This window comes from Sporacetigenium sp. TC11 (assembly GCF_058146105.1).
In genome coordinates this window covers 22,859-45,133 of the sequence record NZ_JBYVNY010000014.1, presented here as the reverse complement: position 1 = coordinate 45,133, position 22,275 = coordinate 22,859, and the positions used below count along the sequence as shown (strand labels likewise).

Annotated in this window: 25 protein-coding genes; 8 read left to right on the top strand and 17 right to left on the bottom strand. The window is 29.9% G+C overall.

Annotation, left to right across the window (positions count from 1 at the left end; genetic code table 11):
• Window positions 1-5 precede the first annotated feature (5 nt).
• The 12 genes from ACUSRV_RS15595 to ACUSRV_RS15540 form a co-directional block, all read right to left on the bottom strand.
• On the bottom strand, window positions 6-179 hold the full coding sequence (locus tag ACUSRV_RS15595) for a twin-arginine translocase TatA/TatE family subunit (protein ID WP_490142895.1): 174 nt from the start codon (window positions 177-179) through the stop codon (window positions 6-8).
• Window positions 180-181: 2 nt separating this feature from the next.
• Window positions 182-844, bottom strand: coding sequence for a hydrogenase nickel incorporation protein HypB (gene hypB, locus ACUSRV_RS15590; RefSeq protein WP_490142894.1), 663 nt, complete (start codon window positions 842-844; stop codon window positions 182-184).
• Window position 845: 1 nt separating this feature from the next.
• Window positions 846-1,187: a hydrogenase maturation nickel metallochaperone HypA gene (hypA, locus tag ACUSRV_RS15585; RefSeq protein ID WP_490142893.1), complete on the bottom strand. Its 342-nt coding sequence runs from the start codon at window positions 1,185-1,187 to the stop codon at window positions 846-848.
• 4 nt (window positions 1,188-1,191) lie between these two features.
• A complete protein-coding gene (locus ACUSRV_RS15580; RefSeq protein ID WP_490142892.1) occupies window positions 1,192-1,656 on the bottom strand; it encodes a hydrogenase maturation protease in 465 nt (154 codons plus the stop codon).
• Entirely contained in the window at window positions 1,649-3,082 is a 1,434-nt protein-coding gene (locus tag ACUSRV_RS15575) for a nickel-dependent hydrogenase large subunit (RefSeq protein ID WP_490142891.1), read from the bottom strand. The genes ACUSRV_RS15580 and ACUSRV_RS15575 overlap by 8 nt, the downstream gene beginning before the upstream one ends.
• Before the next feature lie 18 nt (window positions 3,083-3,100).
• Window positions 3,101-3,997: a hydrogenase small subunit gene (locus tag ACUSRV_RS15570; RefSeq protein WP_490142890.1), complete on the bottom strand. Its 897-nt coding sequence runs from the start codon at window positions 3,995-3,997 to the stop codon at window positions 3,101-3,103.
• 314 nt (window positions 3,998-4,311) lie between these two features.
• Window positions 4,312-4,722: a hypothetical protein gene (locus ACUSRV_RS15565; protein WP_490142889.1), complete on the bottom strand. Its 411-nt coding sequence runs from the start codon at window positions 4,720-4,722 to the stop codon at window positions 4,312-4,314.
• A gap of 22 nt (window positions 4,723-4,744) precedes the next feature.
• Complete coding sequence (locus tag ACUSRV_RS15560; protein ID WP_490142888.1) at window positions 4,745-5,605, bottom strand: HMA2 domain-containing protein; 861 nt, start codon at window positions 5,603-5,605, stop codon at window positions 4,745-4,747.
• Window positions 5,605-7,809, bottom strand: a complete 2,205-nt coding sequence (locus ACUSRV_RS15555; protein WP_490142887.1) for a heavy metal translocating P-type ATPase — start codon at window positions 7,807-7,809, stop codon at window positions 5,605-5,607. The genes ACUSRV_RS15560 and ACUSRV_RS15555 overlap by 1 nt, the downstream gene beginning before the upstream one ends.
• A 15-nt stretch (window positions 7,810-7,824) precedes the next feature.
• The gene (locus tag ACUSRV_RS15550; protein ID WP_490142886.1) at window positions 7,825-8,208 is read right to left on the bottom strand and encodes an HMA2 domain-containing protein; all 384 of its coding nucleotides are present in this window, start codon (window positions 8,206-8,208) and stop codon (window positions 7,825-7,827) included.
• A 10-nt stretch (window positions 8,209-8,218) separates the two neighbouring features.
• Window positions 8,219-8,791, bottom strand: coding sequence for an HMA2 domain-containing protein (locus ACUSRV_RS15545; protein ID WP_490142885.1), 573 nt, complete (start codon window positions 8,789-8,791; stop codon window positions 8,219-8,221).
• 125 nt (window positions 8,792-8,916) lie between these two features.
• On the bottom strand, window positions 8,917-9,237 hold the full coding sequence (locus tag ACUSRV_RS15540; protein WP_490142884.1) for a DUF2325 domain-containing protein: 321 nt from the start codon (window positions 9,235-9,237) through the stop codon (window positions 8,917-8,919).
• A 247-nt stretch (window positions 9,238-9,484) separates the two neighbouring features.
• On the opposite strand from ACUSRV_RS15540, the gene ACUSRV_RS15535 reads away from it, so the two are divergent.
• The 8 genes from ACUSRV_RS15535 (at window position 9,485) to ACUSRV_RS15500 (ending at window position 14,825) form a co-directional block, all read left to right on the top strand.
• Entirely contained in the window at window positions 9,485-10,174 is a 690-nt protein-coding gene (locus ACUSRV_RS15535; protein ID WP_490142883.1) for a DUF4397 domain-containing protein, read from the top strand.
• Window positions 10,175-10,304: 130 nt separating this feature from the next.
• A complete protein-coding gene (locus tag ACUSRV_RS15530) occupies window positions 10,305-10,955 on the top strand; it encodes a DUF4397 domain-containing protein (protein ID WP_490142882.1) in 651 nt (216 codons plus the stop codon).
• Entirely contained in the window at window positions 10,918-11,640 is a 723-nt protein-coding gene (locus tag ACUSRV_RS15525; RefSeq protein WP_490142881.1) for a DUF4397 domain-containing protein, read from the top strand. The genes ACUSRV_RS15530 and ACUSRV_RS15525 overlap by 38 nt, the downstream gene beginning before the upstream one ends.
• A gap of 145 nt (window positions 11,641-11,785) precedes the next feature.
• Window positions 11,786-12,478 carry a DUF4397 domain-containing protein gene (locus tag ACUSRV_RS15520; protein WP_490142880.1) on the top strand — a complete coding sequence of 231 codons (693 nt, stop codon included), beginning with the start codon at window positions 11,786-11,788 and terminating at the stop codon, window positions 12,476-12,478.
• Entirely contained in the window at window positions 12,472-13,167 is a 696-nt protein-coding gene (locus tag ACUSRV_RS15515) for a DUF4397 domain-containing protein (RefSeq protein ID WP_490142879.1), read from the top strand. Before ACUSRV_RS15520 ends, ACUSRV_RS15515 begins: the two co-directional genes overlap by 7 nt.
• Entirely contained in the window at window positions 13,152-13,859 is a 708-nt protein-coding gene (locus ACUSRV_RS15510; RefSeq protein ID WP_490142878.1) for a DUF4397 domain-containing protein, read from the top strand. The genes ACUSRV_RS15515 and ACUSRV_RS15510 overlap by 16 nt, the downstream gene beginning before the upstream one ends.
• The gene (locus tag ACUSRV_RS15505; RefSeq protein ID WP_490142877.1) at window positions 13,822-14,556 is read left to right on the top strand and encodes a DUF4397 domain-containing protein; all 735 of its coding nucleotides are present in this window, start codon (window positions 13,822-13,824) and stop codon (window positions 14,554-14,556) included. The genes ACUSRV_RS15510 and ACUSRV_RS15505 overlap by 38 nt, the downstream gene beginning before the upstream one ends.
• Window positions 14,557-14,690: 134 nt before the next feature.
• Window positions 14,691-14,825, top strand: coding sequence for a hypothetical protein (locus tag ACUSRV_RS15500; protein WP_490142876.1), 135 nt, complete (start codon window positions 14,691-14,693; stop codon window positions 14,823-14,825).
• Window positions 14,826-14,897: 72 nt separating this feature from the next.
• Here ACUSRV_RS15500 and ACUSRV_RS15495 read toward each other — a convergent pair whose 3' ends face one another.
• The 5 genes from ACUSRV_RS15495 to ACUSRV_RS15475 form a co-directional block, all read right to left on the bottom strand.
• Complete coding sequence (locus ACUSRV_RS15495) at window positions 14,898-15,839, bottom strand: dipeptidase (protein WP_490142875.1); 942 nt, start codon at window positions 15,837-15,839, stop codon at window positions 14,898-14,900.
• A 150-nt stretch (window positions 15,840-15,989) separates the two neighbouring features.
• On the bottom strand, window positions 15,990-16,451 hold the full coding sequence (locus tag ACUSRV_RS15490; RefSeq protein WP_490142925.1) for a ferritin family protein: 462 nt from the start codon (window positions 16,449-16,451) through the stop codon (window positions 15,990-15,992).
• Window positions 16,452-16,584: 133 nt separating this feature from the next.
• Complete coding sequence (locus tag ACUSRV_RS15485) at window positions 16,585-18,966, bottom strand: MASE3 domain-containing protein (RefSeq protein WP_490142874.1); 2,382 nt, start codon at window positions 18,964-18,966, stop codon at window positions 16,585-16,587.
• A gap of 205 nt (window positions 18,967-19,171) precedes the next feature.
• Window positions 19,172-19,981 (bottom strand): CAP domain-containing protein, encoded by an 810-nt coding sequence (locus ACUSRV_RS15480; protein WP_490142873.1) that lies wholly within the window; start codon window positions 19,979-19,981, stop codon window positions 19,172-19,174.
• Between the two features lie 450 nt (window positions 19,982-20,431).
• A complete protein-coding gene (locus tag ACUSRV_RS15475) occupies window positions 20,432-22,093 on the bottom strand; it encodes a hydrogenase maturation protein (protein ID WP_490142872.1) in 1,662 nt (553 codons plus the stop codon).
• Window positions 22,094-22,275: the final 182 nt, after the last annotated feature.

The following is a 22,275-nucleotide window of genomic DNA, read 5'->3' as shown; positions in this document are numbered from 1 at the left end:
AACACCTAAGCTTCTTTCTTTTCATCTTCTTTGTCTTCTATTATTTCCTTTGTAGCTTTTTTGAACTCTTTTATAGATGTTCCTAAGGCTCTTCCCATATCAGGTAACTTCTTTGGTCCAAACAATATAAGTGCTATAAATAATATAACTATTAATTCTGGTAATCCTAAACTTGGCATTATTAAATCCCCCTCTTTAAGTTTATTAAATTTCTTAAATAACTACATAACTCATGTATACCTTCTTTAGTTCTACAAGATATTTCAAATATTCTAGCTTCTTCATTTAAGCTTCTTATATCATTGTAAAATTCATTAATATCAAAGTTTGTAAACTCTAGTATATCTATTTTGTTTAATATGATTACTTGAGATCTTTGAAACATTGAAGGATATTTAAGTGGTTTATCGTTTCCTTCCGTTGTACTCATAACTGTAACTTTTATATCTTCACTTAAGTCATAAGATGCAGGACAAACTAAATTTCCTACATTTTCTATAACTAAAAAATCTAAATTTTCTATATCTATATTGTCCATTGCTTCTTTGATCATAGCTGCATCTAAGTGGCAAGCACCGCCTGTATTTACTTGTATTACATCTACTCCCTTATTTTCTATTCTTTGAGCATCCTTAGTAGTATACAAGTCTCCTTCTATAACAGACATATTTATGTCATCTTTCATATTTTCTATTATTTGTTCAAGTACTGATGTTTTTCCAGCCCCAGGTGAACCAAGCAAGTTCATACTAAATATTTTCTTTTCATTTAATAATTCTCTATTTTTATCTGCTATAGAATTATTGTTTTTAAGTATATCTTTTTTTACTGTTATTTGTTTCATATTATTCACCCTCTATGGTTTGTAGTGATAATTCATATCCAGTTAATACGTTATTTGAAAATATATTACATATTGGACATAATTTATTTGTATAACTTATATTAAATACTTCATCACACTGATCACATTTTGCAGTTGCAGGTATTTTATTTATTATAAAATCTGAATCTTCACAAACAGTGTCTATTTTCATTGTGTCAAATGAAAATCTAAGGGCACTTTCTTGTACACAAGTAAATTCTCCAATATCAACAACTACTTTGTTTACTTTTTTTATGTTATGATTTGCTACATTGTCTTCAATTATCTCAAATACCTCTCCCATTATAGATACTTCATGCATTTTATCACCTATTTTCTAGAGATAATCTTATCTCATTTCTTACTATTTCTACTAAATTATTGAATTCATTTTGTAAAATATGCGAAAGTCCAATGTGAAACTCTATTTCACTAGGTTCTATTCCAATGATAATAACCTCTGGGTTATATCCAAGTAAGTTTGCATTTTTTAACATATCTAGAACCTGAACATCGTGTAGTGATGAATTTGCTTTTATATGCTCTCCCATTTCTTCTGGGCTTATCTTATATATTGTTCCTGGCTCATGTCCACCTTTTAATGTATCTACAACTATAACTTTATCATTTTTAACAAATACGTCTAAAAGATCAAGTATTGCTGTTCCACCATCTACTATATCCACACTTTCTGGATAGCTTTCTTTAAGGAGTTCATTTACAATATGAACTCCTATCCCATCATCTTTTAGAAGCATATTTCCTATCCCTAGTACGCCTATATTATACATTTTGTATCCCATTAGGATTTGGTGTAGACACTACAAATTTAGCTTTTATGTTCTTTTCACTATCCATAACATGTATAGAACAACCTGTACATGGGTCAAATGAGTGAACTATTCTAAGTAGTTCTATAGGTTGATTTATATCAGTTACTTTTGTTCCTATTAACGCTTGTTCAAGTGGACCCATTTTTCCTAAATCATCTCTAGGTGATACGTTCCAACAAGTTGGTGTTACTATTTGATATCTAGTTGTTTGTTGTGATGCGAAATTTAACCAGTGTCCAAGTCCACCCCTTGGCGCTTCTGTAAGTCCTACCCCTACTCCTGATTGAGGAAGTGGTAACTGAGTATAGGCACTTGCAGTCGTCGATACTTGATTTATCCAGATTGTCATTTCAGCTGCTATTTTCTTTGTCTCAAGTGCCCTTGCCATATGTCTATCCATAACAGATATTCCTCTTGTGTATTCTTTGTTCATAAACATTCTAGCAAGAGGCCCAACTTCATAAACTTCTCCATTGTATCTAGGTGACTTTAGCCATGAATATGCTCCTGATTTTCCATATGATGGATTCGTATCACCAGTTGCTGGATGAGTTGAACTTCCTGTGTACCAAGAATGTTTTATATCTTCTTTTATGTTGTTCATATTAACTGATCCATAAATTCCATTAGTATATGTACCTGGAACAAATAGTGTATTAGTACTATTTGGCACATCAAACACGCCAAATGTAAGTAAGTTTCCACTGCCTTTTCCTATATTGTAATAATCGCTATAAGCACTTGCTATAATATTTACATCGTTTATGTATTCATTATCTATAAATGATTTGACTACTGATAAGTAGTTTTTAAAGTTAGTTATATCCGTAGACGTAGGTTGCTTAGTTACTCCACCTGGAACTATACTCATAACATGAGGAATTTTTCCAGCAAATATAGCTGCCATTTCATGAGCTTTTCTTCTTATTTCTAAGGCTTTTAAATAATTATTTATAAGTGCACTATTTTGGGCATCACTTAATCTATAGTCAATACTATATCCAGGAGCCCAAGGACTTTGGCTTGGCCCTTTTGCATAATCTAATAGTGACAAGTGATAAAATTGAAGTATATGATCAGATAAATAATTTGATCCTTGTATAAGATTTCTTATAAATTTTGCATTTTCAGATGGTTTAAATCCAAATGATTCTTCTATTGCTTTAACCGATGCTATAGCATGACTTACAGGGCATAAGCCACATATTCTTTGTGTTATATGTATAGCGTCTCTTGGATCTCTTCCTACAAGGATTTTTTCAAATCCTCTAAACATCATTCCTGAGCTATATGCATTAGTTACTATGTTGTTGCTATCTACTTCAACTTCTATTTTTAAGTGGCCTTCAAGCCTTGTTATTGGATCTATTTTAATGATTGCCATGTTTTATCTCCCTCCGAATTATTTAAAGCTATAAAATGCTTCAGCACCAAAATCCTTAGTGGAGCATTTTATACACGGATGACCTGCACCTATGCACCAGTTTGTTTTATTGTTCCATTTTCTATTAGGACAATCATACTTAGCATTTGGACCCTTACATCCTAAATTTTTATAGCAAGCTACTTGTCCTAATTGGCTAGCTTGAGATGTTCCTCTACGAGGACACTGATTATGTACACTTTGTGAATAGAACGCTGTAGGTGATTTGTCTGCTGTCAGTTTAGGCATACCGTATAATAATAAATCTATTAAAGTTTTAGTCAATGTATATGGATGTACTGGACACCCAGGCAAGTTTATTAATTTGTTACCTACTGTAGTACCAAGTACAGTGCTTACACTTGCTATACCAGTTGGATTTGAACCTAACTTTGAAACTCCTCCAAATGAAGAACACGTTCCTGCATTTACAATGTATTTTGCATGTGGAGCTAATTCTTTTACTGCATTTAACATAGTCCAGTGAACTCCATTTCTCTCGCCCAGTATACAGTAATTACCGTTGTTTGCTGTTGGTATTCCACCTTCTATAACTAATATAAACTTCCCACTTAATGTTGCTATAGAATCATCTATAATAGACATAGCAGTTTGTCCTGCTGCTACCATAAGATTAGAATGATATTTCATACTAACTTGATTTAATAATAAATTATCTATTGTTGTATTTTCTACTGCATTTAAAAGAGATATTGTGCACCCAGAGCATCCCGAACCTTGTAGCCATATAACTGGTGGCGATGTTTCCGCTGCCATTACAATGCTTTCAAGTTTATCTAATTCTATTTTTGTAACTCCTATAGCAGTAGCTGTTGCTGTACACCACTTTAAGAAGTCTCTTCTTGATATTTTCACTTTTGTTCCCCCTTTTAGCACTTGGTTTGTTAAACATATGTCTATATCATATAATTGATTATAAGCTGTATGTTAATGAAAATCAATATTAATTAGTAATTTTTATTAAACAAAATCTATTTTCAATTTTTTCTTTAACTGATATTGAGATTACTAGGCTTGTAGATACGTATATTTTTTCTATATTAATAAACATATGCAAATCAAAATGGCATGAGTTCAATTCAATATGAACTCATGCCATTTAAAATATTATTTTATAATTGTCTACTTGAAAGGGCCATGTCTAAAACAAGACCCTAGTCTTTTTACCATTATTTTTCTATATCAATATGTGCATTAATATTTATTTGCTTTTCTGCTAATATGTCCTCTAATAATTCCTTAGTCTCCATTAATTCTACAACGGACATCATTCTATAATCTTTTCCCATGTTATTTGGTAAGTTTATACCTTGTTTTTTCATAAATGCATCAACTTGAGATTGATTTTTCTTATATATATAATATCCTGCTGCGACAATACCTACACCAACTAATGCACCTGTTACATGATCTCTAGTAATTCCTCCTGTAATAGGTCCACCTAACATATTTCCATAAAGCATATTATTTCCACCTACCATGTTCCTAGCACCTTGTGCACCCATCATATTTCCAACGTTTCCTTTTGCCATATTATTTGTCATATTACCCATTGTACCTCTTGCCATATTATTAACCATATTAATTCCTCCTTATACTGTTTTATCTTAAGCGAAAGTTCGAATTTCCATTACTATCAAAAATTATTTTGTCGCATTCATTTCTAAAACCACAAAATACCCTGTCATTTACTAAACTTATATTCCTATTTGTAAACATTAAATCGTTTCTTGAATGAGGACTATGTCTTTCAATGAAATTTGTAACTAATGCCCTCATAAGGTTTTTATTTTTATGGCGGTCATTAACTATAGATACATTGTAAAATACTTCATCGCTACATTTATTTACTACCTTATTAACCTTTAATACTATTTCTTCAACACTTATATCAAGAAAATGTCTTCCATAAGTAGTTATCCAAGTAAGTGCTGCTGCATCAATGAAATTTCCCTTTCTTACAGCATTAAGAAGATACATAATTGATACAACTTCTGGGTCAACAGCTCCCTTAGTATCAAGTTCTTCCTGTGCATGTTCCACTATTGAAAAAGCAGTTGTTCCTACAGTAAGCCAGTTTAGAATATCTTGTACATTGGTACTTCTTACAAACACACTGGATGCTGTTGATGCTGCAATAAGTCCAAGTGAATAAAATGCAGTTAGTGGAATATCTGTTTTTGGAATACCACTTACAATTTTGACAGGTATAAAGTTATTTTCACCAGAATACAATATTGTAATTCTAATTAATAATTCTTCAACTTGTATTTTATTATAATCAAAGTATACAACAAGGCTTTTTGTAACTCTGTTATAATTACAGTAGTTAATACCTTCATGTTCATTTAATTTACTTTTAAAATCATCTATATTTTTTAAATATAAATTAAATTTAACTCTTATTCTGTTTGGCATTTTATGAAGTACTACAATTGTATTATGATTATAATTAGTATTCATTATCTCCTGCCTCTTTTCATGTCAAAATATAATAACCTAGCTGAGTTACCAACAACTAATATTGTACTTGAGTTATGCAGAGTTGCTCCCCAAAAAACTGGTAATACTCCAATGGCACTTAGTAAAAGTCCAAAACTGTTAATTGAAAATACAATTCCAAAGTTTTGTTTTACAATTTTCATAGTCATTTTAGACAATCTGATAACTGATGGAAGCATCATAGGATCTTCACTTTGAATTGTAATGTCAGAAGCTTCTATAGCTATATCTGTACTTTTACTTCCCATTGAAACTCCAACGTCTGCATAAGCAAGGGCAGGTGCATCATTAACTCCATCTCCAACCATTATAACCTTTGCTTCCTTTGATTGAAGATTTAATACATGCTTTGCCTTATCGTCAGGAAGAAGCTCATATTCAAAGCTATCTACACCCATTTTTGTAGCTGTATCTTCTGCATGTTCTTTTAAATCTCCAGTTAAAAGAACAATATCGTCAATTCCAAGATGTCTTAAATTATTAATTGACTTTTTCATATTATCCCTTATTTTATCTTGAATACCTATAATACCTATAAGTTCTTCATTTAAAGATACGTAAATTACTTTTTCTCCATTATCAACTAAATACTTTTCTTCTTCTTTCATATGAGATATATCTATATTGTTTTCATCCATGAAAAGCTTGCTTCCAACTCTAACAATATCGTTGTCAATATAAGTTTCTGTCCCACGTGCTATATATGTTTTAATCTCTGAATGTTGGGGAATATCCCATTCTTCTTCTTTTATCTTAGACATAATTCCAAGTGCAAGAGGATGATTTGAAGTTTCCTCTGCTGCTGAAGCAATTTCTATTACTTGTCTTTTTGTAAAATTTTTATTAGCTAAAACTATACTGCTTACCTGTGGCTTTCCTTCTGTTAATGTTCCTGTTTTATCAAAAATTAATGTATCTGCAGTTGCCATAGACTCAATGTAATTTCCACCTTTAATTAAAACTCCATTTTTAACAGCGTTATTAATTGATGCAGAAAAAGCTGTAGCAGTTGAAAGTTTAATACCACAACAAAAATCAATTACTAACATATTTAATGCTCTAGTTGGACTTTTTGTAAAAAGATATGTAGCTGCTGAAAGTAAAAAACTAAATGGAACTAAGTAAGCAGAAAATTCATCTGCATAATTTTGAATAGGAGCCTTTTTACTACTTGCATCTTCTACAAGATGTAGTATCCTAGATACAACAGTATTGTCCCCTGCCTTTTCTGTACGAAGTGTTAAGGTTCCGTTTTTTACAACTGATCCTGCAAAGACTTTGTCATTACTTCTTTTAATTACAGGCATATATTCACCTGTAATTGGTGACTGATCAGCAACTCCTTCACCTGATATTACATATCCATCAACACATATTTTTTCTCCTGTATGAACAACTACAATATCATCTTTATTAACTTCTTTGATTTTTACCTTTTTAAGTGAGTTATCATCTAACATTTTCCATACATATTCTTCGTTTAGACTTAGCATATTCTTTATTGAATTTCGTGTTTTCTCCATTGTATATGCAGTTAATAATTCAGCTATATTAGACAATAAAATTATAACAAGTGCAGACCTGTCTTTGCCAAGTAACAAACTTGCAAGTATTGATGTTGATGTTAGTGTATCTTCATTCGGCCTTTTATCTTTATAAATTGCTTCAAATCCACTTTTAAACATTGGAGCTGTTAATCCCAAACTTACAACTGAAGGGACTGTAAGAATCCTTTTTATATTATTTGCTGGATATCTAGGAGTATGTCTTGCATAGGAATAAATAAGAGCACCTGTGGTTATACCTATTCTCTTTAAGATAGTAGCAACACTTTCTTCTTTGCCTATATTACAAGAAATACTTTTTTTATCTAATCCACTTTTTTCATTTTTTAATATATTTGAATAATATCTAGATGTAGATACTTCAAATACTTCTTTTATATTGTTTTCATTTGCCCTTTTAAAATCATATTGTATTAATACGTTTTCTGTTAATGTATTGATGTTTACATCTTTAATAAAAGATAGTTTTTTAATATTTGATTCTATTTCATTTTTAGATTTTTCTAGATATTTAATACCTCTACATGAGATTCTAACTCTTCCAGGTAAGCTATGAAGAATTCTACACTTTAGAAGTGTTTGCTCACTTGAAATTAGCATTGTCATCCTCCTAAGCTAGTTGTACATTTTGACTTTATCCCTAAGTTGATGTTCTAATGTGCCAACAACGTATTTTAAGTTAGTTTCACCATATTTTTCAAATAAATGTAAATTATTTATACATACGTTGACTATTTCATTTATCCAATTTAGTATTTTTTGCTCATATACTTTTTCAGTGTTGTAAGTTATTAGTGCTGTTCCTAGTAAATAATTAATACTTAAATTCTCAACTCCATTGAGGATTTTTATAGCTTCTAAAATGTAATTATCGTACAACCTATAATTAGGCGGTACTTTATCTAAAAAAGGTACTTTAAGCCTAATCCTTCCAGGGATGCTATGTACAACGTTTATTTTTGATAAGTTTTTAAGCATTATTTCCTTAAAATTAATCATTTATATCCTCCTAGTCAAGATATGAAAGTGCCCACATTAAACAAGTAGTTGGGCCTACTTTACTTCCTGTTCCTGTATAAAATTTCTGTGCTGATGTTAACAATAAAACAAGAACTATAAGTGAATTCCCATCTAAAAGGCCATTTGACTTATTGTAGATTGCCATATTAACAGAATCTTTAATATTCTTAAGCTCACCTTTTAATAAAGAAGTAGGCTCTTTTGTTATCTCTTCTTCAAGGCCTAAAAGCTTTATTATAACAGCAAGCAACAACTGAGGCTCAATTTGTGAGGTGTCATAGCTTATAATAAGTGATGCTGTTACTGTGTTAATCTCAACACTTTTTATAAGTTCTATTTTTCCTACTTCATTTAGAAAAGCTACTTTTAACTCTTCATTATCTTTAAGAAATGGTATATGAAGCCTAAATCTTCCTGGTAAAGCATGCTTTATTTCCAAAATTCCTCTAAAATCTGGCAAATTTAAATTGTTATGTTTATTATCTATACTTTTTTCTTCTGCAAATTTTAGTATGGCTGAACTTACACCAAAAAACAGAAGATTTTTTAATATGTAATTCATAAATTAAATCTTCCTTCCATTATTTATAATTTAAGGCATTTATCGTAATTATTCTTAGATTATTAACCTATGGACAACTTTTATTCATATAATTCCAACAAAAAAGGAGAGTATATACTCTCCTTTTATAATTTACTATATGGACATGCTTCACAATCTCCCCAACAAGCTTCTAATTGCTTTATAGATTCCTTAAGAGCTACCTTACTACTGTTGTGACATCTAACAACAGGTATGTTTTGTCTTTTTGCTTCCGAAACTGCCATCATAGTCATTTTGTGTGATACAGTACCTGTAAACAAAACTATTCCATCTGGACTTCCTATAGCCTTATTAAGTTTAGGTGGCATTTTTGGATATATTTTTGCCTTATACCCTAGCGTCTTTGCTATAGATTTATAATCACCCACCATTCCCTCATGGCCCCCAATAATAACAATTCCCATACAAAACTTCCTCCCTTTAATATGTAAATATTATTGATAATCATTTTCACTAATTATATAATACATTATTAACAATATTTAGTCAATGAAAAGCATATTTTACACTATAGATTTTTGCTATACTTCTCATAATAATTTGTTGATTTTATTATACTAAAATATTTAATTTTATTAACCCTATATAGCCTAAATTCATATAATTATAATAGGACTGACCAATATAGTAATAATTTAGGAGTGTGATAATTTGCATACTAGTAGACAGACTGTAAATGAACAAATAGACCCCTGTACCCCTCCTGAGTACTCTTTTATTAGGGGATTTCACGCTTTACCAGAGTTACATCCTGTAGATGTATATGTAAATGGTATGCTAAGGGCGAAAAATCTTGGGTATAAGGATATGACTCCATATATGCCTTCAGGCCTTGAAACATATAATGTTCAGATCTTCCCTACTGGAGCTAAGGATAACCCTTTATTAGACCTTAAAGACTTAGAAGTACCAAGAGGTCAAATAGTGACATTTGTAATATTGGGAAGTGTGGAAGATATAAAAGTAATGCCAATAATAGATGACATTAATGAAAATATAGCGCCTGATGAAACAAAAATTAGATTTTATAATCTAGATAGTTCTCCTATAACCTTTAATATGAGCTTGCCTGGTAGTTCAATATCTAGGTCTTTAGCTTTTAGTGAAGGTACTGAATATATTGAAGTAAATCCAGGCGAGCATAGATTTCAAGTTCGCTCAACTAACCAAAATATACCACCAATAAATATAACACTCAATCTTAAGCCAGGTAGAATATATACACTATATACTACTGGAAGTGTTGATCCTGCTTCTTTAGGTTATACCCAAGGTAATATACCACAAGTTATATTAACCGTTGATGGAAATACAGAGCTTAAAAAATGTATTTTTATTTAAAAATGGCTTCTAAATTTAGGTATTTAAAAACTAACAAAATATCTACTATATGCATAGAATATATTAGGATGCTAGTCCTATTATATATTTTAAGGGGCGTGATAATATTAACCGTCAAGTAATTCATGAATTGTTAGATCCTTGTTTAGATAATAAGGGGTCCCTTGTCAGAATATTTAATGCTGTTCCTGGATCACCTCCAATAAATATTTATGTAGATGATGAACCCGGAACCCAAAATGTAGAATACAAAAATATTTCTAATTATGTTCCAACTAGACCAGGAAAGCGTATTATAAAAATATATAACGCTCAAAATAATAAGCTTTTATTAGAAATTAAAGATTATGAGACAATCCCAGGTCAGATTATGACTCTGGTAACATTCGGTAGTTTAAATAACTTAAAATTCATGTCAATAATAGATGATATTAAGGAAACTATAATGCCTGACCAAACAAAAATTAGATTTTACAATTTAGATGATTCCAGTATAACATTTAATCTTACTCCCGGTTCAATATCTACTGACCTAACTTCTGGTAGCAGCACTCATTACACTAGAATAAATCCAGGTGATTATAATTTGCAAATTCGCTCGCTAAATCAAAATGCACATCCGCTAAATATAAAAATTAGTTTTAAGCCAGGTAGAATATATACAATATATTTCGTTGGAAGTGTAAGTCCTGATTCTCCAGATTATGCCCAACTTAATATTCCACAAGTTGTGTTATCAGTTGATGGAAATACTTTATTCAATAAATGTCCTTGGAGTTAAAAAAGGTGGTGATATTATTAGTCGTCAATTACTATATGAATTATTAAATCCATGTTTAGATGAGCAAGCCTCAATGGCTAGAGTATTTAACGCTGCGCCTGGATTATCATCAATAGATCTTTATATAAATGATTTACCTAGAATCTGGAATGTAGAATATAAAGAAATTACTAACTATATTCCAACTAGGCCAGGTCCTAGAAATACAAAGTTATACCAAGCTCAAACCAATGATCTTTTATTAGAACTTCCAAATATTGATATACCTCCTGGCCAAATAATAACCGCAGCAGTATTTGGTAGTTCTAATAATTTGCAATATATGCCCATAGTAGATGATATTAATGAAACTATAAAACCTGATAAAACAAAACTTAGATTTTATAATCTAGATACTTTTGATGTAGCATTTAGTTTTACATCTTCTATTGGTTCAACCTCTAGATCTTTATCTTCTGGTATCGGTACTGAATACATTCAAGTAAATCCAGGTGATTATAAATTACAGGTTCGCTCTACAAATCCAGTAAATATGACGCTTAATCTTAAACCAGGTAGAATATATACAATATATATTATTGGTAGTGTAAGTCCTGATTCTTCAGGTTATGCTCAGCTTAATATTCCTCAAGTTATTTTATCAGTTGATGGAAACACATTGTTTAATAAATGTATTTGGTTGTAAAAATGGTTGCCGGTACTCGCAACCTATTTTTACATAGAATCACTTAAATTTGTTTTATAGCTATATAAATTTATATATTATCTCAAGAATTATTGATTTCATTAACAGTGTATACCCTATACTCATATAATTAGAGTATAACCAATTGTTTTATAAGGGTGGTGATATTATTAATCGTCAAACAATATATGAATTGGCAGATCCATGCCTAGATGAACAATCTTCAATAGTTAGGATATTTAATACTGTACCAGGAATACAACCACTAGATGTTTATGCCAATGATGTTCCTAGAATGGGAAACATAGAATATAAAGAAATTACTAACTATATTCCAACTAGACCAGGACCAGAAATTTTAAAAATATATTCGTCCCAAGGCCATAATCTTTTACTCCAAGTTGAGACTTCTATAATTCCAGGTCAAATAATGACTCAAGTAATATGGGGAAGTTTAAATAACCTACAGTTACTACCGATAATAGATGATATTAATCAAGATATAAGGCCTGATCAAACAAAGTTTAGATTTTATAACTTAGGTGCTTCTAGTGCAACATTTACTCTTAATTCACCTAAAAGTTCAACATCTACATCTTTAGCTTCTGGTAATGGTTCTAGCTACAATGAAATAAGTCCAGGTGTATATAGACTAGAGGTTCGCTCTACTAATCCAGTAAATACTGCACTTACTCTTAAACCAGGTAGAATATATACAATATATATTCTTTCAAGTGTAAGTCCTGATTCTTCAGATTATGCTCAAACTAATATTCCACAAGTTATATTAGTTGTTGATGGAAATACATTGTTTGACAAATGTATTTGGTATTGGTAGCAAAAAAAGGTGGTGATATTATTAAACGTCAAGTAATTTATGAACTTTTAGATGTATGCTTAGATGAACAAGCTTCAATTGCTAGGTCATTTAACGCTGCACCTGGAGTATCGTCAGTAGATATTTATGTTAATGATAGGCCTAGAATAAAAAATATAGAATATAAGGAACTCACTAGTTATTTCCCAACTAGGACGGGACCTAGAAACACAAAACTGTATCAATCTGGAAGCAATAATCTTTTATTAGAACTTACAAATATTGATATACCACCTGGACAAATAATAACAGCAGCAATATTTGGGGGTTCAAATAATTTGCAATATCTCCCAATAATTGATGATATCAATGTACGGGTAAGTCCTGATCAGGTAAAAGTTAGATTTTATAATTTAGATGCTTCTAGTGTAGCATTTACCCTTACATCATCTGAAGTTTCAAATTCTCTTTCTCTAGCTTCTGGTAAAGGCACTGAGTATGCTCAAGTAAATCCAGGTGATTATAGATTACAAATTCGCAGTACTCACTCAGTATCCGTAAGTGTTAGTTTTAGACCAGGTAGAATATATACACTTTATATTATTGGAAGTGTAGATTTTAGTTCTCCAAATTATGCTCAAGCTAACATTCCACAAGTTGTATTAGCTGTAGATGGAAATACCGTGTTTAGTCCATGTGTTTGGATATAAAGGGTGGTGATATTATTAGTCGTCAAACAGTATACGAAACTTTAACTCCATGTGTAGATGAGCAAGCCTCAATGGTTAGGGTTCTTAATGCTATCCCAGGATCAACATTACTAGATTTTTATGTAAACGATTTACCAAGAATTTTAAATGTAGAATATAGAGAACTTACTGATTATATTCCCTCTAGACCAGGTCTACGTAATGTAAAAGTATATCAATCTCAAAGCAACAATCTTTTATTAGAACTTGAAAACATTAACTTAATTGGTGGTCAAATGATAACTGACGTCTATACTGGAAGTTTAAATAATATAAAATTTATACGAATAATAGATGATATTAACGAACGTGTATTACCTGATAAAACAAAAGTTAGATTTTATAATTTAGATGCTTCTCCTATAACATTTTCTACTAATCCAGCTATAGGCTTAGCATCTCTTGTCTTAGCTCCTGGAAGCGGTACTAATTATACTTTAATAAATCCAGGTGACTATAACTTGGAATTTCGTTCAGGTAGTCAAGCTATATCTACAAAAACACGAATTCCTCTTAAACCTGGTAGAATATATACAGTATATTTTATTGGAAATACAGATCCTGGCTCTCCAAATTATGCTCAAATTAATATACCTCAAGTTGTATTAGTTGTTGATGGAAATACTTTTTTTCATAAATGTATTTGGATATAGAGGTGGTGATATTATTTATAAACGTCAATCGATATACGATTTTTTACCTCTTTGTATAGATGAATATGCTTCAATAGTTAGAGCATTTAATGCGGTACCAGGGTTACTACCAATAGATTTTTATGCAAATGATATACCTAGAATCACTAATGTAGAATATAGGGAAATTACTAATTATATACCTACCAGTGCAGCAAAACGAAATGCTAAAATATATCAATCTAAAAGCAATAATCTTCTATTGGAAACTAAAGATTTCGAATTAATAGGAGGTCAAATAATAACTTTTGCATTTTGGGGTGGTTCAAATAATTATAAGTTACTTCCAATAATAGATGACGTTAATGAAAATGTAATGCGTGATGAAACAAAAGTTAGATTTTATAATTTAGATACTACTCCCATAACATTTACTGTTGCATTACCTTCAGGTTTATTATCTAGAGCCTTAGCTCCTGGCAACGGCACGAATTACACTAAAATAAACCCAGGTAATTATAATTTACAAATTCGTTCAAGTAATCAAGCTACACCTCCAAAAATTGTAATACTTCCCTTCGAACCAGGCAGAATATATACAGTATATATTCTAGCAAGTATAGATCCTAATTCTCCAAATTATGCTCAAGCTAATATTCCACAAGTTGTATTGGTTGTTGATGGAAACACCTTTTTTAATAAGTGTGTTTGGCTATAATAAAGGTTGCTCATACTAGCAACCTTCTTTTACATAATCTTAACATTTTAAGACTTTTGTTAACATAATCTTTACATTTAACATGGATTTAATATGATAAAATAATATTATAAGTCATAACATGGAGGTTTTTTATGAAAGCCAAATTAAAATTAAAATATGTTGGAAGATTTAGAAATTCAAATAATACTGAAGAAGAACAACTTATAGAAACTAAAGTTGACGATAAAGAATGTAAAAACGACGAAGAGGAAGAAATAATTTCATAGATGATATTTATAGGAAGTAGATTTTACTTCCTATTTTTTAATTACAAGGATATTATAATTTATTTTAATATGCTACAATAGATTTTTGACTAATTTAAAGAAGTTTTCATGACTTATCTTATTTATATTTTCTTCACTGTACCCTCTTTGTCTTAACATATTTAATATATTCATACTCTTTGATACATCTTCTAATCCTAGTGTTACTTCATCTTCTCCAAAATAATCACTATAATCAAATCCAAAGGCAATATGATCAACCCCCACTAGATTGGCTATATAGTCTATGTGGTCAACTAAGTGATGTAAATCCTGTTTGTTAGAATCATTATGAATAAAATGTCTATATCCATTTATCCCTATTAATCCTCCACTTTGTGCAATTGCTTTTATTTGATCGTCAGTTAAATTTCTTGGTGCACTACATAATGCCCTTGCATTAGAATGTGTTGCAACTATTGGCTTAGTAGCAACATCTACTATATCCCAAAATGTTTTATCATTTGTATGGGATACATCTAGTATAATACCTAAATCTTCTATTTTCTTAACTGCATCTTTTCCTAAACTTGTTAATCCTCTATTGTAATCTCCTTTTGCTCCTGTAGCAAATTCATTTTCCTCATTCCAAGTAAGAGATATCAACCTTGCTCCAAAATTATATAATTCATCTATAGTATCTATATTTTTACCAATTGGGCTTAGGCCCTCAACACTTATCATTGATACTATTTTATTTTCGTTTAGTATTCTTGTTATATCACTATAATTAGTTGCAATTTCCATTATATCATTAATTTCAGCAATTTCATCCTTAGCATGTTCCATCATTTTTATTAGCTTAGAATGTAGGTTGCCCTCATTTGATGGCCTTATCCACATTGCAAACACTCCACCTAATACATTTCCTTGTCTAAATCTATCTAAATGATAATTTCTTATAATGTTATTTTCTCCTAATTCTCTCTTATCATTAACATCTGTCCATATATCAGCATGAATATCGAATATCATAATTTCACATCCTTCTAATTTAATTTCTCTAGTATAATTATATAATATCATTATATTTATTATTGCAAAAAATTTATACCTCCTCTGATATATGCCTTAAATGCCTATTCAAAGAAGGTACTTTTCTCAAACTAATATTAATTTATATCTTTATTCCCCATAATGTAAAACAGTTGTGTATATATAATTATATAAGTTTCCATGTCTTAACTCATCTGTCATTATACCTAATACCATATCTCTATAATAATTATTTGGCATTCCAGCTAGTATTGTTCTATATCTACTTGCAGCATTGATTTCTCCAAATAAAGCTTTTTTGATTCCTTCTTCAAAACTTTCTGGAGGTTCAAACTCTTCTTCTTCTGGTCTTGCTTCTCTTCCTGTAAAATCTTTGTACATTTTTTTAAACATATTGTTATGTCTTACTTCATCATCTCTTATGGATTCTATTATATTTTCTATCTCATTTGCTTGTCTTTCTGTAAGTCCTTCTGTCGGAATATTATCAATTAACCATTGATAAAACTGTGCGTCTGCTCTTTCTCCTTCAACAGATTGTCCTATTAAGTTTACGGCTTCCATAAATTGTCTTTGTGACGGATATTGCATATAATTCACTATAATGTCTCTCCTCTCAAACAGTCATTAGGATAGTACTATCCTTACTTTTATAGTATGATTATCCATATATATTTGTTAACATAAAAAAGACTAGGCTTTCATCTAAAAACCTAGTCTTTTTCTATGCATATATATCTGAAAATTCAATATGTATTCTCTCTACATTACCAGTTCTTATTATTTCTTCTTCTTTTATTTCTTCATCTAGCACAATAACCGGTAGTGTTATAATAAATTCACTTCCACGCCCAAATTCACTTTTAACACTAATCTGACCTTCATGGTGTTCGACTAAAGATTTCACTAGAGATAACCCTATTCCACTTCCTTCTTTATTTCTCTTAATAGTTTTATCTACTTGTCCGAATCTCTCAAATATTAAATTTAACTTATCTTCTGGAATGCCTACCCCTGTATCTTTAACAGAGATTTCTATGCTTTCTTCTTTATCGTATATATTTACACTGATTTTTCCATATGGGTTTGTAAACTTTATAGCATTAGATAATAAATTTAATATAACCCTTTCTATTTTATCTGGATCTATAGCTATGATTTTTTCTTCTACTTCAGTATCAAATACAAGATCTATACCCTTTTGACCTGTATAGTCGGTAATTGATAATGTAATATCTTCTACTATGCTTACTATGTTATAATTTTCTCTTTTTATGTTATAAAATCCTGATTCCATTTTAGTTACATCTATAATATTGTTAATAAGTCTAATTAGTCTAAAACAATTTTGGTTTATAGTAGTTGTATGCTTATCTATATTTTCTTCTTTTAGGTTATTTTTTTTACTTTGTGATTGTAAAAGTTGGCTAGAGCCATAAATAACGTTTAGTGGAGTTTTTAACTCATGAGACATATTTGCAAAAAACTCAGTTTTGAGTTTGTCATAATAAACTCTTTCATTATATTTTTGCTTTAGTTGTTGTGCTTTCTTTTTCTCAGTTATATCTCTAGCTATTACCAAAACATATCCATCGCCTATAACTTCAAAAGGCATAATAGATAATTCCAAATCTATTATTTGGCCGTCATGTCTTACAATTCTATCTTCTATATAAGGTATTGTTTCTTTATGTTTTATAGCCTTATTTATTTCATCAAAGACAACTTCTTCGTATTCACAAACTGTTTTTGAAAATTTGTCTTTATGCTCTCCAATTAGTTCATTTTCACTTTTGGCATTTAAAATATTAACTAAAGCTTTATTTGCATAAACATACTTTCCGTTATGTAAAATGAAAATGCCATCTGGTAAAAGTTCTATTAATTTGCTATATGTTCTTTCATTTTGTCTTAATTGCTTTTCTGCATGTTTGCGTTTTGAAATATCCTTAATCATAAGTAAAATTCTTTTATTGCCATTTTCATAAATAGTAGTTGCAGTTGTTTCTACATGTTTAATTATTCCTTTATCATCTATTATCATATGTTCAAAACTAGAATCAACTTTATTATTATTTAATAGCTGTTCTCTTCTATTTTCAATTTCTTGTTTATCTTCTGGATGGACAAATTCATTAGGATTTCTTCCTATTAAGTTTTGTTTAGTTTCTATATTAAATATTCTAAGTGCTTCTTCATTTGCATACAATATTTTTTTATCATCATGCATAAGTATACCATTAGGAGTATTTTCAACTAGTTTTGTATATCTTTCATTGCTTTCCTTTAACTCCTCTATTTTATTATTTAATTTATTGTTAGCTAAGTTCAATGATACATAGGGATATTTTAAATTTGTTTTTACAATAGCTTTGTATATTAAATAATAAGATAAAAAGTTTAAAATATGGCCTATCATGTTTGACTGCCCATACACACTTGCATATGAAGTAAACATAGCTCCTGCTAAAATATCTAGTGAAAAAGAAGTAAAAATTAAATTATACTGACTTTTTTTAAAATGCCTTTTATTAATTATAAGCATAATTGAAGCTATAAAAAGTATTGCCATAGTTATATATTCGCTGTTCTTTTTAAAATCTGTTAATCCTTTTCCTTCTACAAAACAATTGGGAAATATGTTTGTATAAAACAATATGTATACTGATAGTACAGTTAAAATACCATAGGTAAATAGCGTTTTGTTAAAGTTTAATTCTTTATTTATGTATCTAAAACTAATAACAAGAGAAACACTTTGTATGTACCTACTAATAATCCATAGCTGAGTAGGAGTATTAGCTGTAATATTAGGGATAATATTCATACCTTTGTATGTTAAAACATGAACAAAAGTGAGTACTGATATAGAACAATATGCTATACCCAAAAATCCCATGAAACTGTTTTTATTTAGAGAATAAGTATTATAGGCAATTACGGTTATTACAAGTCCTACTATTACAGCAAAATTATCGATAATACTGTGAAATAATATATAGTTTTTATTTGCTACTATAGTCATGGCTGCTACAAATAGTACTACAGCAAAAACTTCTTTATATTTCTTATATGAAAAGTTTTTTGCTTTTGAATACCCAATCACCGTCCCAAGATGATACCCCCCTTATATTTATATTATCATTATTTCTTATAGTTTTATAACCATACGATTCCCTAGTATATTTTACCACAATTTCGACAATTTAAACATCTTTCGGTTTAAATTGCTACTTTATGTAGATTCTTAGTATATTACTTTCAAAAATTAAAAAAGTGGGATGAAATTAAATTTCATCCCACTAGATTTATTATCTTCCTATGAACATTTGTGTCCAGTATAATCTTCCGTTTTTATCTTTAGCTATACCTATACCTATTTCTGTAAAGCTAGAGTTTAATATATTTTTTCTGTGTCCATCTGAATTCATCCAAGCAGTCATAACTTCTTGTGGACTTCTTTGACCCATAGCTATGTTTTCACCTGCAGATCTATAAGTTATACCGAATTTCTTCATCATATCAAATGGAGATCCGTAAGTTGGTGAATTGTGATCAAAGTAACCTTTGTCTATCATATCTTGTGATTTTAAAGTAGCAACTTTAGATACTTCCGCATTAAATTTAAGAGCACTTAATCCTCTTGAAGTTCTTTCTTTATTTACTATATTTAAAACCTCTTGTTGATATGCACTAAACTCACCAGTTGTTGGTGTTGTTGGCGGTGTTACCGGTTTTTCTGGTGTTGTTGGCGGTGTTACCGGTTTTTCTGGTGTTGTTGGTGGTGTTACCGGTTTTTCTGGTGTTGTTGGTGGTGTTACCGGTTTTTCTGGTGTTGTTGGTGGTGTTACCGGTTTTTCTGGTGTTGTTGGTGGTGTTACCGGTTTTTCTGGTGTTGTTGGTTTAACTGGCTTTTGTATATTTATTTTATAATTTTTTAATATTTCATTTAAACGTTGCTCGTATAATTTGTTAAAGTCAACATTTTTATTTATAGTAGTATTTTTACATGGTGTTTTTGTTGTTGTAACAGTTAATGCGTCTGCACCACTTACCATTGATGCTGATAACATTGTACCTATCATAGCATATGCGAATATTTTCTTTGTTCTCTTCATCATAATTTGTATCCTCCTCATGATTAAACTTAGTTGATTAATTTAAACCTATAAAATTAATTTTTAAGAATTATTAGTGTTTTTAGTTTTCGTAACTTTTTTGTAACTTTTCTATAGATTTATTGTAACATATGAGCTTGTTTTATCAAACCCACAATTTCTTCCAGTAGATTTTCCATATAACTATAGGTCCATGCCAAAGGGGTATAGTTATAAAGGTTTGTCTAACATTGTAACTATTTGTAACTTTTCCGTAAATTTATTGTAACATATGCACTTGTTCTTTCAAACCCACAATTTCTTCCAGTAGATTATTCCTATATAACTATAGATAAAACGCCAAAGGGGTATAGATTATAAAAAATGACCTCTATGAGGTCACTTTAAACTGGTATCTAACAATTTTAAATCCAATCTATATTTTGGACATAATAATTTAGAAATAATGTTAATCTATTTTTTAATACATGATATCTTATATACAAAATTTTTTCTTAATGTATTATAAATTGAATTCTTATCATGGAAATTAACCCACATATTTTTTAATTCTTCATCTCTATAGGACTGTAATGATTTTATACTTTCATCCTTTAATCTGATTTTTCTCTTCGTTTTTAAATTCTCATCAAATAATTTATCTATCGCTATATTTTCAGCTATCTCTTGTATATTCTCCATAAATTTTTGGGAAGAAAAAGCATCATCTATAATTCCTATTTCCTTAGCCTTATTTGTAGTTAACGGGATACATTTATCTATAATGCTATTTGCTATATCTTGTCCTACACGTTTTGGAAGGAGATATGTCCAATATTCAGAACCATAAAGACCCATTTTTTTATAATGTAGATTCAAAACTACTCCTTCTCTTGCATAAACTTTATCTGAAGCTAAAGCAAAAACAACGCCTCCAGCTGCTGTATTTCCCTGAATTGCAGATATTACTATATGGCTATCAGTTAAAATAATTTCCTTTATAAGATCATTAATTGCATTTATATTTCTCCATGATTCGTCTGCAGGGGATTTTGATGCTTCAATTACATTAAGATGAATGCCATTAGACCAAAAGTCATGTCCCCCCATAAGTACTATAACCTTTGTTTTCTTATTTCTTGACTTTATAAATGCTTTCCTTAATCTTATACATTGTTCTGTACTCATTGCTCCATTATAAAAATTAAAATTTAAGTATCCTACTTCATTTTTTTCCTCGTACCAAATATCTCTATAAGTTCTCCAATTATATACCTCGTCAAAGTTTATAGAATTATTTGGAACATCTTTTAGCTTATCTTTAAGAACCATAGTAGCTGGAAGTTTAAAATACATATTAATATCATTTGATTTTTTCTTTAAATGAGTAATCCATATAGCACCATTACCTGTAGCCCTACATATGGCTCCATCTCTTATTGCTATTATTTCACCAGGTTTTCCTTTAAGAAAGTCTTCTTCATGTGCTCCATATATATAATATTCCTCATCTAATATTTTATCTAATACGCCAGGTTGGCTATCTGAACACCTTATCTTTCTTGCAATTATATCTGTTGACATATTCCAGTCTATATATCTATGAGTTTGCCTCATAGGTTCATGAAGGCTTCCCTTAACATCTTCTTTACTATAATCAAGTGATTCAGGAAGAAATTCTTTATTTTTAAATTTTTCTAGTGTTTCAATTATGCATTTTATTGCTGTATCAGCAACTTCATGTCTATATAAATCACTTTTACTTGCTTTTCTCATTTTAAAATTAAACGATGTCCATATATCTCCACCATCTTTTTCACCATTTGCTTCAAGCAAGGTAACTCCCCATTCATCGAAACCATTTAATATGGCCCAATCTAAAGATGAAGGACCTCTATCACCTTTTATCCCTGGATGAACTATTATGCAAGTATATTTACTCCAAATTTCTTTTGGAATAAACTTTTTAAGAAATGGCGCAATTATAATATCAGGCTTATTTTCTTCAACTGCTTTGATCATTTCTTCATCTGTTGAAGCTATATGTACATATATATCGTATCCAAGGTCTGTTAATTCAGCATATGCTCTTTGACTTAGACTGTTATGTGCTGTAACAATAAATAGTATATTCAATCTTATCATCCTTTCATAATTAATAATTTGATAATAATTATCATTATTAATTATTTTATCATATGTAAATATCTACTGTATATTATTTTTTAGTAGCATGATTTCAATATATTTTTTTATATTGAGTATAGTCTACAAAAAATTTTCAATTACTTACATATAAAACTGTTAAATAAGCATTA

Excerpts from the sequence above, each read along its gene's own strand:
- ACUSRV_RS15595 (WP_490142895.1), bottom strand. The coding sequence starts at position 179 with ATGCCAAGTTTAGGATTACCAGAATTAATAGTTATATTATTTATAGCA.
- hypB (WP_490142894.1), bottom strand. The coding sequence starts at position 844 with ATGAAACAAATAACAGTAAAAAAAGATATACTTAAAAACAATAATTCT.
- hypA (WP_490142893.1), bottom strand. The coding sequence starts at position 1,187 with ATGCATGAAGTATCTATAATGGGAGAGGTATTTGAGATAATTGAAGAC.
- ACUSRV_RS15580 (WP_490142892.1), bottom strand. The coding sequence starts at position 1,656 with ATGTATAATATAGGCGTACTAGGGATAGGAAATATGCTTCTAAAAGAT.
- ACUSRV_RS15575 (WP_490142891.1), bottom strand. The coding sequence starts at position 3,082 with ATGGCAATCATTAAAATAGATCCAATAACAAGGCTTGAAGGCCACTTA.
- ACUSRV_RS15565 (WP_490142889.1), bottom strand. The coding sequence starts at position 4,722 with ATGGTTAATAATATGGCAAGAGGTACAATGGGTAATATGACAAATAAT.
- ACUSRV_RS15560 (WP_490142888.1), bottom strand. The coding sequence starts at position 5,605 with ATGAATACTAATTATAATCATAATACAATTGTAGTACTTCATAAAATG.
- ACUSRV_RS15555 (WP_490142887.1), bottom strand. The coding sequence starts at position 7,809 with ATGCTAATTTCAAGTGAGCAAACACTTCTAAAGTGTAGAATTCTTCAT.
- ACUSRV_RS15550 (WP_490142886.1), bottom strand. The coding sequence starts at position 8,208 with ATGATTAATTTTAAGGAAATAATGCTTAAAAACTTATCAAAAATAAAC.
- ACUSRV_RS15545 (WP_490142885.1), bottom strand. The coding sequence starts at position 8,791 with ATGAATTACATATTAAAAAATCTTCTGTTTTTTGGTGTAAGTTCAGCC.
- ACUSRV_RS15540 (WP_490142884.1), bottom strand. The coding sequence starts at position 9,237 with ATGGGAATTGTTATTATTGGGGGCCATGAGGGAATGGTGGGTGATTAT.
- ACUSRV_RS15525 (WP_490142881.1), top strand. The coding sequence starts at position 10,918 with ATGGAAATACTTTATTCAATAAATGTCCTTGGAGTTAAAAAAGGTGGT.
- ACUSRV_RS15510 (WP_490142878.1), top strand. The coding sequence starts at position 13,152 with ATGTGTTTGGATATAAAGGGTGGTGATATTATTAGTCGTCAAACAGTA.
- ACUSRV_RS15505 (WP_490142877.1), top strand. The coding sequence starts at position 13,822 with ATGGAAATACTTTTTTTCATAAATGTATTTGGATATAGAGGTGGTGAT.
- ACUSRV_RS15500 (WP_490142876.1), top strand. The coding sequence starts at position 14,691 with ATGAAAGCCAAATTAAAATTAAAATATGTTGGAAGATTTAGAAATTCA.
- ACUSRV_RS15495 (WP_490142875.1), bottom strand. The coding sequence starts at position 15,839 with ATGATATTCGATATTCATGCTGATATATGGACAGATGTTAATGATAAG.
- ACUSRV_RS15490 (WP_490142925.1), bottom strand. The coding sequence starts at position 16,451 with ATGCAATATCCGTCACAAAGACAATTTATGGAAGCCGTAAACTTAATA.
- ACUSRV_RS15480 (WP_490142873.1), bottom strand. The coding sequence starts at position 19,981 with ATGATGAAGAGAACAAAGAAAATATTCGCATATGCTATGATAGGTACA.